We start from the raw sequence: 12,778 nt of genomic DNA, 5'->3' as shown, positions 1-12,778 counted from the left end.
TCTCATACCTGTCCTGCCAGAAGCCTTGTGCGCTCCGCTTCGGTCCTCACGACCTCGTCGGCGGGAATGTAGAAATCGCGGTTGTAGTTGAAGGTGTGGCCGATCGAGACAATGAGCATCGCGGCGAAGGTCACTGCGGCGAGCCACCAGATGTGCCAGATCATGCCGAAGGCAAACGCGATGCTGAGGCCGCCTAGAATGATGCCGGTGCCGGTATTCCTCGGCATGTGGATCGGCAGGAAGCCGTTCGTCGGGCGGGCATGACCGCGGTTCTTCATATCCCACCAGGCATCGTGATCGTAGACGATCGGGGTCAGCGCGAAGTTGTACTGCGGCGGAGGCGAGGAGGTGGACCATTCCAACGTGCGGCCGCCCCACGGATCGCCCGTCAGGTCGCGCAGTTGTTCGCGCTTCATGAAGCTGACGACCAGCTGGATGAGGAAGGATACGATGCCAAGCGCGATCAGGAAGGCGCCGAAGGCGGCGATGACGAACCAGATCTGCAGCGACGGATCGTCGAAGCGGTTGAGGCGGCGGGTGACGCCCATCAGGCCGAGCACGTAGAGCGGCATGAAGGCGAAGTAGAAGCCGGTGAACCAGAACCAGAAGGACATCTTGCCCCAGAACGGATCGAGCTTGAAGCCGAAGGCCTTGGGGAACCAGTAGGTGATCCCGGCAAACATGCCGAAGACCACTCCGCCTATGATCACGTTGTGGAAGTGCGCGATCAGGAACAGCGAGTTGTGAAGCACGAAATCGGCCGGCGGAACGGCGAGCAACACGCCCGTCATGCCGCCGATGACGAAGGTTATCATGAACCCGAGCGTCCACAGCATCGGCACCTCGAAACGGATGCGGCCGCGATACATGGTGAACAGCCAGTTGAACATCTTGGCGCCCGTGGGGATGGAAATCACCATCGTCGTGATGCCGAAGAAGGAGTTGACGCTGGCGCCCGAACCCATGGTGAAGAAGTGGTGCAGCCAGACGAGGTAGGAGAGGATGGTGATGACGACGGTGGCGTAAACCATCGACGTGTAACCGAACAGCCGCTTGCCGCAGAAGGTGGCGACCACTTCGGAGAAGACGCCGAAGGCCGGCAGGATCAGGATGTAGACTTCCGGATGACCCCAGATCCAGATGAGGTTGATGTACATCATCGGGTTGCCGCCGAGGTCGTTGGTGAAGAAGTTCGTGCCGGCGTAGCGGTCGAGCGACAGAAGTGCCAGCACGGCGGTCAGCACCGGGAAGGCGGCGACGATCAGGATGTTGGTGCAAAGCGCCGTCCAGGTGAAGACGGGCATCTTCATCATGGTCATGCCCGGCGCACGCATCTTGACGATCGTCGCGATCAGATTGATGCCCGATAGAAGCGTCCCGATGCCCGCGACCTGCAGCCCCCAGATGTAATAGTCGACACCGACGTCAGGACTGTAGGCTGCCCCCGATAGCGGCGGATATGCCAGCCAGCCGGTGCGGGCGAATTCGCCGACGAAAAGCGACATCATGACGATGATCGCGCCGGCCGTCGTCATCCAGAAGGAGAAATTGTTGAGGAAGGGGAAGGAGACGTCGCGCGCGCCGATCTGCAGCGGCACGACGAAGTTGATGAGGCCGGTCACCAGCGGCATAGCCACGAAGAAGATCATGATCACACCGTGGGCGGTGAAGATCTGGTCGTAGTGGTGCGGCGGCAGATAGCCTTCCGAGCCGTTGAAGGCGATCGCTTGCTGGATGCGCATCATCACGGCGTCGGCAAAGCCGCGCAGCAACATGATCAGCGCCAGCACGATGTACATGATGCCGATCTTCTTGTGATCGATGCTGGTGAACCATTCCTTCCAGAGATAGCCCCACAGGCGGAAATAGGTAATAGCGCCGAGGACGACGATGCCGACCAGCGCAACGGCGAGGAAGGTCACGACGAGAATAGGCTCGTGATAGGGGATCGCGTCGAGCGTGAGCCGTCCGAAGATCAGTTTCGTGAGGTCCGGATTGGAAAACATGGATGGCCTCTGTCCTTATTGTCTCTTCTGGTTGCCGCGCCCCGCGTGCTGGGAGGACACGTGCGAAGCGCAGCAGCAATCTGATCCGGCGCCTGGGCTTCGCGTTCTGACCGACCGCTGGAGCCTCAAGCGCAGGGGTGTGCAGCCGGACTTACTTGCCCGGTTCGGCAGGCGCCGACGCGCCGTGGTTCATGTGGCCGCCGTTCATGTCCATGCCGGGCATATCGCCCTCATGCGCAGGTCCGGCCGGCACGGCGACGGCGTCGCGGCTGTCGTAAAGAAGGCGCTCGCGGTTCTCGTGGCTTTCCTTGCCGGCGCCGCCTTTCATGTCGATATGCATCATCTCGTTCATGCACATCTTGCCGGGTGCCGCGCACATGTTGAGTACCGCCTGGAACAGGCCGTCCTCCACCGAGGAGAAATGGCGCACCGGCTCGGCGATGCTCGGCTTTGCAAGTGTCACGTATTCGCCGCGGCCAAGCGCGCTGCCATCCGATTTGACCTTGCCGACCCACTGGTCGAAATCCGCCTGACTGACGCCATGAAACTTGAAGCGCATCTCGGAGAAGCCGGCGCCGCTGTAGTTGGCCGAAAAACCCTCGAACTCGCCTGGATGGTTGATGACGGCGTGAAGCTTCGTCTGCATGCCGGGCATGGCGTAGATCTGGCCGGCCAGCGCCGGAATGTAGAAGGAGTTCATCACGTTGGATGCCGTGATCTCGAACTCGATCGGGCGGTCGACCGGCGCGGCGAGCTCGTTGATCGTGGCGATGCCCTGCTCTGGATAGACAAACAGCCATTTCCAGTCGAGCGCGACCACCTGAACGGTGAGCGGCTTGACGTCGGCGGCGATCGGCCGGGTGGCGTCGATGCGATCGAGCGGACGGAAGGGATCCAGCTTGTGGGTGCTGATCCAGGTTACGGCGCCAAGCGCGATGATGATCGTCAGCGGCGCCGACCAGATGACGACTTCGAGCGCGGTTGAATGATGCCAGTCCGGATCGTAGTGAGCCTCGGTGTTGGACTGGCGGTATTTCCAGGCGAAGAGCAGTGTCAGGAAAACGACCGGCACAATGATCAGCAGCATGAGAATGGTGGACACCAGGATCAGGTCGCGCTGCTGCACGGCGATGTCGCCGGAGGGCGCCATGACCACCATGTTGCATCCTGAAACCAGGAGCAGGGGCGTCAGGGCGCACAGGCGGCGCAAAAACTTCACGGGTCTGGACAAGGCTCAAAACTCTTCTTGTTTCGGTCGTCCTGCGGTTAGCGGACGGGGATCGCGAACGGTATGAGGTCTTTCGTCGCAGCGCGGCGACAAGGCTGCGTTGCGGCGGCGGACTTGGTTTCGCGCCTACCGCCGAAATCCTGAGAAATCCAGTCAAGAATGCCCTGCCGAAGATCCTTTCGGCGCCGCCTACTATACCTTGCCGCGATCAAAAAGCCATGGGGCGACGATCTGTCGCGCCCAAGAAGGGGGCTCGCGCCTATGGCGATCGCCCCCCGCTTTGCAACTATTTCCGCCTTCAAGGCTTGATATGCGCGTTGGTTCGGTCATCATCCTTGGCATGGCGGTTCGTCAAGGCGGCCGCTTCAGGAGGAGGCATTCGGCATGGCAGGCGTTGCAAACGCGGGACTGGAACCAAAATCGTCGGGTCTTGAACGGGACGCGCGCCAGATACACGGCGACAAGCCGGTCGCGCCGGGCAATATCGCCCTTGGTGTGATTATCGGCCGCGCCGCGGAATTCTTCGACTTCTTCGTCTATGGTATCGCGTCGGTTCTCGTATTCCCGCGCCTGATCTTCCCCTTCGCCGATCCGCTGCACGGCATGCTTCTTTCGTTCCTGGTGTTTTCGCTCGCCTTCGTGGCACGCCCGATCGGCTCGGTCATCTTCACGACGATCGACCGGACGTATGGGCGCGGCGTGAAGCTGACGATCGCGTTGTTCCTGCTCGGCGGGTCCACCGCCTCCATGAGCTTCCTGCCCGGTTATGCCGAAATCGGCGCACTGGCGATCTGGCTTCTCGCCACCTTCCGTATCGGTCAGGGACTGGCCCTCGGCGGCGCCTGGGACGGGCTTGCCTCGTTGCTGGCGCTCAACGCGCCTCCCAACCGGCGCGGCTGGTACGCGATGATCCCACAGCTTGGGGCACCCATCGGCTTCATCCTGGCGAGCGCCCTCTTTGCCTTCTTCAAGCTCAATCTCAATGAGCAGGATTTCCTGGAATGGGGCTGGCGCTATCCCTTCTTCGTCGCCTTCGCCATCAACGTGGTTGCGCTGTTTACGCGTCTCAGACTGGTGGCGACGCCGGAATTCGGCGCGCTCCTCGAGCGCCATGAGCTGGAGGCAGTGCGTATCAGCGAGTTGCTCAGGCTTCACGGGCGCGACGTGATCATCGGCGCCTTCGCCCCGCTCGCGAGCTTTGCGCTGTTCCATCTGGTCACGGTGTTCCCGCTCGGCTGGCTCACCCTCTACACCGACCAGTCGCCGGTGGCCTTCATGATGGTGGAAATCATTGGCGCACTGTGCTGCATCGCCGCGATCATTTGCTCGGGTCTGCTTGCCGACCGAATCGGCCGGCGCGGGCAGCTTTTCGTAGCCGCGATCCTGATTGCGATCTTCAGCTTCATCGCGCCTCTGCTACTCGGCGCGGGTCCCGCGGGTCGCTATTCCTTCGTGATCATCGGCTTCTCTCTGCTCGGCCTTGCCTTCGGGCAAGCGGCGGGGGTTCTCGCCTCACGCTTCGGTTCTGCCTACCGCTACAGCGGCGCGTCGATGACGTCGGACCTTTCCTGGCTGATCGGCGCGGGTTTCGCCCCCTTCGTGGCGCTCACGCTCTCCAGCCAGTTCGGGCTGCAATATATCGGCTTCTATCTGCTGTCGGGCGCGATCTGCACGATCCTCGCCCTGGTCTTCAGCCGCAAGTTCGAAACGCTCGACACCTGAGAGGGTCCTGCCATCGATAGGAGAGCCCGCGGCATCCGGTGTCGCGGGCTCTATCGTCATTGGACGATAGTGACGCTGGCGGTGCGGCCGGCAACGAGCGCGGTATGGTCCGGCACCGCATCGATGGCGATGCGCACCGGAACGCGTTGGGCAAGTCGCACCCAGTTGAAGGTTGGGGTGACGTTGGCAAGCGATCCGGCGGTGTCGCTGCGCTCCCGGTCCTCGATGCCGCCGGCGATGCTGGCGACGTGGCCCTTCACGCCGTCCTTGCTGCCCATCAGATGCACGATTGCGGGGTCGCCCACCTTGATGCGGTCGAGCTTGTTCTCTTCGAAATAGCCGGCGACGTAGTAGGAGTCCTCGTCGATGAGCGCGGTGACCGGGCTGCCGGCGTTGACATAGTTGCCCGGCTGCAGGGAGAAGTTGGTAAGAATGCCGTTCACAGGCGCGCGGATTGTCGAGCGGTCGAGGTTGAGCTGGGCGGTATCGCGAGCGACGATCGCCTGCTGGTGGGCCGCTTCGGACTGTTGGACGGTGGCTTCCGCCTGCTGGATTTTCTGGCGCGTGATCGAGGCGTCGCCGAGCTTCTGATAGAGTCCGAGGTCGCTCTTTGCCAGATCGAGCGCGGCTTGGCTGCTTGAGACCTGCGCCTGAGCCTGACGCAGCGCCAGTTCGAACCGAGCCTGGTCGATGCGGAAAATGACGTCGCCCGTGTGGACTTCCTGGTTGTCCTTGACCTCGACGGCGCTGACGAAGCCCGACACGTCGGCGGCAAGCCGCACGACATCGGCGCGAACCTTGCCGTCACGGGTCCAGGGCGCGTTCATGTAGTAGTCCCAGAGATGCCATCCGAGCACGCCGGCAAGGACGACGACAACGCCGGTCAAAAGCACGCGGCCGGAATTAGCAAAAAGCGATTTCATAGGAGCGGTATCCGATTGATGGTGAAGGCGAGGGTGCCGAGAAGGCAGACGTAGATCGCCGTGTCGAAAAGCGGTCGGTGCCAGACGAGGCGGTAAAAGCCGATGAAGGCCAGGATCCTTCGAAGGATGGCGCTGAGAAGGAAGCTTGCGAGCGCGAGCGCGCCGAGCGTCGGGACGAAGATGCCGTAGATGTCGAGTTCAGGTCTCATGCTGCCTGTTCCGCTGGTTCTGTCGTGCTTGTGGTATCTGCGTTGGCCGCCCCAAAGGGTCGGGCGGCGGCAAAGAGGCTGTAGCGAAGTCCGGTCAGCGCCCTGAGGCAGCCCTCGGTCGCGGTGGATCGGTCGACGTCGAGCGCTGCCAGCGAGCGGTCGATCGAGGAGAGCAACTCACTGTCCTGATCGCTCCCGGTGTCCCCTCTCGCATTCTCATATCGCTCGGCGATCTCTGCGAGAACGGTATCGACGGTCGCGCGCCTTGCAGCTGGCAGCAGAGATTTGTGGCGCTGCAGCTCGATCGTGTTCAGGCCGTTGCGCAGGTCGCGGATGATATCGGTTTCGAGCGCCGGGGACTGTGCGGGCAGATTGGCCAGACGCGGCGCCACCAGCCCGAAGCGGTCCAGCATCCGGTGGGTCAGGCCGTCGATATCGGCACTCCGCGGCTCGCGGGCGGCACTTTCGATATCGCGCCATCCGGCGCTGAGCAGGCGGTGCACACTCCACTCCGCACCGAAAGAGCGAATGAGCGCCGTCGTGCCGCATGCAATGGCAAGGCCGAGGATCAGAGCCGCATTGGAGTTGATGAAGCTTTCCAGATCGAGGCTCAAACGGCCCTGCAGCGACAGGATGTTCGGCAAGTTGACGCAGAAGGCCATGCCGACCAGCATCGTCGACTGCCGTGCCATCAGAACGCCGAGCGGCACGAGGATCAGGCCGAGTGCGGCGGCAAGCGGGATGTAGCCGTGAATGAGTGGCATGACCCCGAACTGGAAGGCAAACGCGGCGCCGACGGCGACGATCGTCGCGTTGAGGAACTTGCGCATGGTCGGTGCCGGATCGTCCATCGTCGAGAAGATGCAGGTCAGAACGCCCGCCATCATCGCGGCGGCACCTCCCTGCGCCCAGCCCGTCATGATCCAGAAGGCCGAAGCGATCCAAGTCGCGATCATCGCCGCAAGGCCGGAATAGATCGCCATGCCGTAGTCCTTGTGCATGGGCTGAAGGTCGAGCAGGCTCCCGAACCGGCGCCAGCGAAGATCATGGTGTGAGCCTGAGACGATGTCCTGCTTCAGGTCGATGCAGTCGCTCCAGATCTGGATGAGATCCCGCAGCCGGGCGATCACGTTCTGGATGACGAGGCCCTGCCACCGCGGCAGCTTGGCGGCCTCGGCTTCGGCTTTCTCCATGGTACCCAGAAAATCGCGTCGCTGATCCTCGTCGAGCGAGCGGCCGCTCTTCAGCCAGGCGGTCGCGTCGGCCACGAGCGCCCGGATGGCGGGCGTATAGGCGCCGTCCGTCTCCCGCGCCAGCGCCTTCAGCGCATCGCCGAGGCCGGACGCCATCGGCAGCATCGCAACCATGCGCCTTTGCAGCGTGCGCGCCAGCGTGACGATGCTGCCGTGATCGGCGGGATCGTAGGCGACGTGGGTGGTGAAGCCGCGCAGATCGACGGCGTCGGCAGCGAGCCGCTGGCTGAGTTCGGCAAGATCTGGATCGTCGTGCCGACCCTCCAGCATGCCAATGGCGAGATTTGCGCCACCGGCAAGCCAGCGGTCGATCCGTTTGGCAAGAACCGGCCCGGCGTGCTGTGGGAAGAAGACGCGGCTGACGATGGCTGCACAGAGAATGCCGATGACGATCTCGGTGACGCGCGCGACGACATAGACGAAGGCGGTATCGGGGCTTGCGACGATTGGAAAGCCCGTCAGCGCGGTCGTATAGCCGGCGAGCATGAACACGTAGCTGCGCGGCGTACGGTCAAGAAGGCTGACGGCAAGGCAGATGCCCATCCACAGCGAGATGGCGAGCGTCAAAAGCTCCGGTGCATTGACGAGATTGGGCACAAGCACGATGGTCATCGCGCCACCGATCGCAGTGCCGAGTAGCCGGTAGAGCGCCTTCGAGGTGCTTGCGCCGGAAAGCGGATGCGAGACGATGTATACGGTGCCGACGGCCCAGTAAGGGTTCTGCAGATCGAAGCAAAGCGCGATGAAAAGCGCCAGCATGGCAGCCGCGAAGGTCTTCAGCGAGAAGACGACCTCGCTGAGGGCCGGTGTCGAGATGTCGGAGCTATTCATCGTCAGCGGATCCAGAAATGCATGAAGCCTTGCGCGCGATCGCCTGCAGCACGTCGAACGCCGCACGCACCTGCTGGGGATCGAGGTCGCCGAGTATCTTCTGGCGCAGGCTGGCGGCACAGCCCTCGCAGCGCTCGGCGACAGCCATTCCGTCCTTTGTTAGCTGAACGAGCTTGATGCGGCGGTCGGAATCGTCGGGGACGCGGACGATCAGCCCGTCGCTCTCAAGACCATCGAGCACCCTGACGAGCGTCGGCCCCTCAATACCGACCCGTTCGGCCAGCACGCTCTGCTGCACGCGGTCGCCGTTGCGCAGCAATGCGATCAGTGGTGCTGCCGTGGCGTCGGAAAGATTGTGTTCCGCAAGCATGGTGTTCAGCGCGCGCCGCCAGGCCCGACTGGAAATGACCAGTTGGGGTGCGAACTCGGCCCAAAATTTCGGTCTATCTGTTTTCATGCTACTTATTAGCATCCTATTGATTTGAATGCAAATGGAATGAGTACTGAAATTATTGTTGCGGTATCGTGGGCGACATCGCAATGGGTTGTACGCGTTGGCTATTCTGTAAAAAGCCGACGAACGCGGGGCTTACTCCTCGCCTTCAATCATTTGTGATAAAAGCCGCGGCGCATAAACTTGAAATTTGTACTCAAGAAAATTATAGGCTATGCCGCATTTCCAAGATGTGAGGGACATCATGACATTTTCCGTGGTCAAACTTTCAAGCGCGCTGGCGGCGGCAGTAGCCGTTACCCTGGCTTCGTTTCTGACCGGCCCCGCGACGGCGGCCGAATCAGAAGGCATCGTCGTTTACAACGCGCAGCACGAGACGCTGACGCGCGCCTGGGCAGATGGATTCACCAAGGACACTGGCATCAAGGTGACCATCCGCAACGGTAGCGACATGCAGTTCGCCAACCAGATCATCGAAGAGGGCGCCGCCTCTCCCGCGGACGTTTTCCTGACGGAAAATTCGCCGGCGATGACCCTGGTCAATGCGCACGGCCTGTTTGCGCCTGTTGACGCCGAGACGCTGGCGCAGGTCGAGGAAACCTTCAAATCGACGGATGGCAAATGGGTCGGTGTCGCCGCCCGTTCGACGGTCTTTGCCTATGACAAGACGAAGCTGAAGGAAGCCGATCTGCCGAGGTCGCTGCTCGATCTTGCCGATCCGAAGTGGAAGGGCCGTTGGGGTGCTGCTCCGGCCGGGGCCGATTTCCAGGCGATCGTCGGCGCGCTTCTGGAGATCAAGGGCGAGGAAGTCACCGCCTCCTGGCTGAAGGCTCTCAAGGAGAACGCCTCGCCCTATAAGGGCAACAGCGTCGCCATGAAGGCCGTCAACGCCGGTGAAATCGAGGGCGCCGTCATTTACCACTACTACTGGTTCGGCGATCAGGCGAAAACCGCGGAAAACTCCTCGAACGTTGCTCTACACTACTTCAAGAACCAGGATCCGGGCGCCTTCGTCAGCGTCTCCGGCGGCGGCGTGCTTGCTTCCAGCCAGCACCAGAAGGAAGCCCAGGCGTTCCTGAAATGGGTAACTGACAAGGGCGGGCAGGCTGTATTGCGCGACGGTAATTCCTTTGAATATGCCGTGGGCAAGGGGGCTCAGTCCAATCCGAAGCTTGTGCCGCTGGCTGACCTCGACGCGCCGAAGGTGGCTCCTGCCAACCTCGACAGCAAGAAGGTGACCGAACTGATGACCGCTGCCGGCCTTATTTGATGGGACTTGCATCCGAGACTTAAGCCCTGTTAGAGCATTCCGCCTTCCTATGAATTTCCTTAGGCGGATAAGATGCCGGGTCAGGCGCAACGGTCCATGTACGGACATTGGCTGTGCTGCGCCTGCGCCTTACGGCGGAGGCAAACGGATTTCGAACCGGCAATCGCTACTCGTTTAGCGGTTGCCTTCTGTTTCAGGAATGAAAGGCAGCTTGGGACTTGCTGCAGAGGAACGCACACGGCGCACCGGCTGCGCAAGCCGCTGAGATGCGATTGTCGGCTTCGGTCGCCACGTCGGGTGCGAACGCGTCGGTCGTCGCGATCGCGTCCCTCGTTGCTCTGGTCAGCCTCGTGCCGCTCGGCTTTATTCTTTGGGTCACGATCCAGACGGGCTGGGACCAGGTGGTGGCGCTGGTCGTTCGGCCCCGTGTCGGCGAGCTGCTGATCAACACCGTTTTTCTGGAAGTTTTCACGATCCCGATTTGCATTGTCCTGTCGGTGACGATGGCTTGGCTCACCGAACGCTCCGATATTCCCGGCGCGCAGCTATGGTCATGGCTGGCCGTCGCACCGCTCGCCGTGCCGGCCTTCGTGCACAGCTATGCCTGGATCAGTCTCGTTCCCGGGATGCGCGGCCTCTGGAGCGGCGTCTTCGTTTCCGTGCTCGCCTACTATCCTTTCCTCTATCTGCCGGTCGCCGCCGCTCTAAGAAGGCTCGATCCGGCGATCGAGGACGCGGCCGCCTCGCTCGGCCTCGGGCCGTGGCGGGTCTTTTTTCGTGCCGTTCTGCCGCAGCTGCGGCTTGCCATCTGCGGCGGTTCGCTGCTGATCGCGCTGCACCTGCTTGCCGAGTACGGCCTCTTTGTGATGATCCGCTTCGACACGTTCGCGACGGCGATCGTCGACCAGTTCCAGTCGGCGTATAACAGTCCAGCCGCCAACATGCTCGGCGGCGTGCTCGTCATCTGTTGTCTTTTCCTGATGGGGTTCGAAGCGCTGATCCGCGGCAACGAGCGCTATGCGCGCGTCGGCGCCGGTGCGGCGCGGCCGGTTGACCGCCGCCGCCTCGGCCGCAAGACGCTTCCGGCAATCGCGCTGCCCCTAGTCGTCGCGCTCATGACGCTCGGCGTACCTTTCGTTACGCTGGTGCGTTGGCTGTGGCTCGGCGGCATGGATATCTGGCGAATGGACACGGTCGGCTGGGCGCTCATACAGACTTTGGTACTTGCGGTCATCGGCGGGGTTCTCGCAGCGTTCGCCGCCGCGCCGATGGCGTGGCTGTCGGTGCGCGCGCCGGGTCGCCTGCAGCGGCTACTCGAAGCTTGCCACTATTATGTCGGCTCGCTGCCCGGCGTTGTCGTCGCGCTGGCGCTGGTGTCGATCACCGTTCGGCTGGTATTGCCGCTCTACCAGACCTTCGCGACGCTGATCCTCGCCTATGTCCTCCTATTCCTGCCCAGAGCGATGGTGGGGCTCCGCGCCAGCATCGCGCAGGCCCCGGTCGAGCTCGAGCGGGCGGCCATGGCGCTCGGCCGCACGTCGGGCCAGGCCGTGCGGCAGGTCACTATGAGGCTTGCGGCACCCGGCGCTGCCGCCGCCGTCGCCCTTTCCGCGCTCGGCATCACAAACGAGCTGACCGCCACGCTGATGCTCTCGCCGAACGGCACCGAGACGCTGGCAACAAAATTCTGGTCGCTGACCAGCGAGATCGACTACGTTTCCGCAGCACCCTATGCCTTCATGATGGTGGTCCTGTCGCTGCCGCTAACCCTTCTTCTCTACGTCCAATCCAAGCGAACGGCCGGGCAATGACACTGCTTACGATCAAAGACATCAGCAAGCGCTACGGCCCGGTGCAGGCTCTTGACGGCATCGACTTCGAGGTTGCGTCGGGCAGCCGCACCGCCGTCGTCGGTCCATCGGGTTCAGGCAAAACGACCCTGCTGCGTCTTATCGCCGGCTTCGAAGCGCCGGACAGGGGCCGCGTGGTTCTCGACGGCGAGACACTGGCGGATGGGTCGTCGATCGTACCTCCGCATCGCCGCGGCATAGGCATCGTCTCGCAGGACGGCGCGCTTTTTCCGCACCTGAGCGTCGCCGACAATATCGGCTTCGGCATAGAGCGCGGCGCCGCCGACCGTGAACGCCGGATTGCCTCGCTGATCGATATGGTCGAGCTCGACCGCGGCATGCTTGCCCGCCGGCCGCACCAGCTCTCCGGCGGACAGCAGCAGCGTGTGGCGCTTGCCCGCGCGCTTGCCCGCAAGCCGCGTCTCATGCTGCTCGACGAGCCCTTTTCGGCGCTCGACACCGGATTGCGCGAAAATATGCGCAAGGCCGTGGCACGCGTGCTGCAGACCGCCGGAATTACCGCCATCCTCGTCACGCACGATCAGGCCGAAGCGCTTTCTTTTGCCGATCAGGTCGCCGTGCTGCGCGACGGGCGCCTGATCCAGGCGGGCACGCCGCAGAGCCTCTACCGCTGTCCGCGCGACCGGGAGACCGCCACCTTTCTCGGCGACGCGATCCTCCTTGCGGCTGATCTCGGTGACGGTTTTGCCGATTGCGCACTTGGCCGCGTGGCGACGGATGGCGCGGCGCGCGGCGGCCGCGGCGAGCTCATGCTTCGTCCGGAACAGTTGCAGCTGTCGGCCTGCGGCGCCGAAACATCTGCCGCCTGCACGGGCAGGGTCGCGGACGTCGAATTCGGCGGCGCGGTATGCACCGTCACACTGGCGCTCGAAGGCGGAGCGCCGCTGGTGATCAAGAGTTCGAGCCTCGACTTGCCTGAAGTCGGCAGCACGGTCGGCATCACAGTGCTCGGCAAGGCACATGTGTTCGAGGGCGGGCCAAAGTCGTAAGACGCTTTCGGGCAGCGTTCCC

The 12,778-nt window shown here is 62.7% G+C and carries 10 protein-coding genes; 4 read left to right on the top strand and 6 right to left on the bottom strand.

Annotated features, from left to right (window positions below; all coding sequences use genetic code 11):
• Positions 1-2 precede the first annotated feature (2 nt).
• Together cyoB and cyoA are read right to left on the bottom strand one after the other, a co-directional pair.
• Entirely contained in the window at positions 3-2,006 is a 2,004-nt protein-coding gene (gene cyoB / locus AB4048_RS11765; RefSeq protein WP_442202136.1) for a cytochrome o ubiquinol oxidase subunit I, read from the bottom strand.
• Between the two features lie 151 nt (positions 2,007-2,157).
• Entirely contained in the window at positions 2,158-3,237 is a 1,080-nt protein-coding gene (gene cyoA / locus AB4048_RS11760) for a ubiquinol oxidase subunit II (protein WP_442202135.1), read from the bottom strand.
• A 381-nt stretch (positions 3,238-3,618) separates the two neighbouring features.
• Here cyoA and AB4048_RS11755 point away from each other — a divergent pair, with 381 nt between their 5' ends.
• Positions 3,619-4,956 carry an MFS transporter gene (locus AB4048_RS11755; RefSeq protein WP_442202134.1) on the top strand — a complete coding sequence of 446 codons (1,338 nt, stop codon included), beginning with the start codon at positions 3,619-3,621 and terminating at the stop codon, positions 4,954-4,956.
• A 56-nt stretch (positions 4,957-5,012) separates the two neighbouring features.
• On the opposite strand, the gene AB4048_RS11750 is transcribed toward AB4048_RS11755, so the two are convergent.
• From AB4048_RS11750 to AB4048_RS11735, 4 genes are read right to left on the bottom strand one after another with little or no spacing between them, the layout of a single operon-like run.
• On the bottom strand, positions 5,013-5,879 hold the full coding sequence (locus AB4048_RS11750) for an efflux RND transporter periplasmic adaptor subunit (RefSeq protein WP_442202133.1): 867 nt from the start codon (positions 5,877-5,879) through the stop codon (positions 5,013-5,015).
• Complete coding sequence (locus AB4048_RS11745) at positions 5,876-6,088, bottom strand: DUF1656 domain-containing protein (RefSeq protein WP_442202132.1); 213 nt, start codon at positions 6,086-6,088, stop codon at positions 5,876-5,878. Before AB4048_RS11745 ends, AB4048_RS11750 begins: the two co-directional genes overlap by 4 nt.
• Positions 6,085-8,172 (bottom strand): FUSC family protein, encoded by a 2,088-nt coding sequence (locus tag AB4048_RS11740; protein WP_442202131.1) that lies wholly within the window; start codon positions 8,170-8,172, stop codon positions 6,085-6,087. Before AB4048_RS11740 ends, AB4048_RS11745 begins: the two co-directional genes overlap by 4 nt.
• On the bottom strand, positions 8,165-8,629 hold the full coding sequence (locus AB4048_RS11735; protein ID WP_442202130.1) for a MarR family winged helix-turn-helix transcriptional regulator: 465 nt from the start codon (positions 8,627-8,629) through the stop codon (positions 8,165-8,167). Before AB4048_RS11735 ends, AB4048_RS11740 begins: the two co-directional genes overlap by 8 nt.
• A 241-nt stretch (positions 8,630-8,870) precedes the next feature.
• On the opposite strand from AB4048_RS11735, the gene AB4048_RS11730 reads away from it, so the two are divergent.
• The 3 genes from AB4048_RS11730 (at position 8,871) to AB4048_RS11720 (ending at position 12,756) form a co-directional block, all read left to right on the top strand.
• On the top strand, positions 8,871-9,896 hold the full coding sequence (locus AB4048_RS11730; protein ID WP_442202129.1) for an iron ABC transporter substrate-binding protein: 1,026 nt from the start codon (positions 8,871-8,873) through the stop codon (positions 9,894-9,896).
• A gap of 266 nt (positions 9,897-10,162) precedes the next feature.
• A complete protein-coding gene (locus AB4048_RS11725) occupies positions 10,163-11,707 on the top strand; it encodes an ABC transporter permease (RefSeq protein WP_442202128.1) in 1,545 nt (514 codons plus the stop codon).
• Positions 11,704-12,756, top strand: a complete 1,053-nt coding sequence (locus AB4048_RS11720; protein ID WP_442202127.1) for an ABC transporter ATP-binding protein — start codon at positions 11,704-11,706, stop codon at positions 12,754-12,756. The genes AB4048_RS11725 and AB4048_RS11720 overlap by 4 nt, the downstream gene beginning before the upstream one ends.
• The last annotated feature ends 22 nt before the right edge of the window (positions 12,757-12,778 follow it).

It is taken from the genome of Rhizobium sp. RAF56 (genome assembly GCF_052113965.1).
Lineage (GTDB): Bacteria > Pseudomonadota > Alphaproteobacteria > Rhizobiales > Rhizobiaceae > Rhizobium.
The sequence above is the reverse complement of the archived record's forward strand: the minus strand, read 5'-3'. Positions and strand labels throughout refer to the sequence as shown.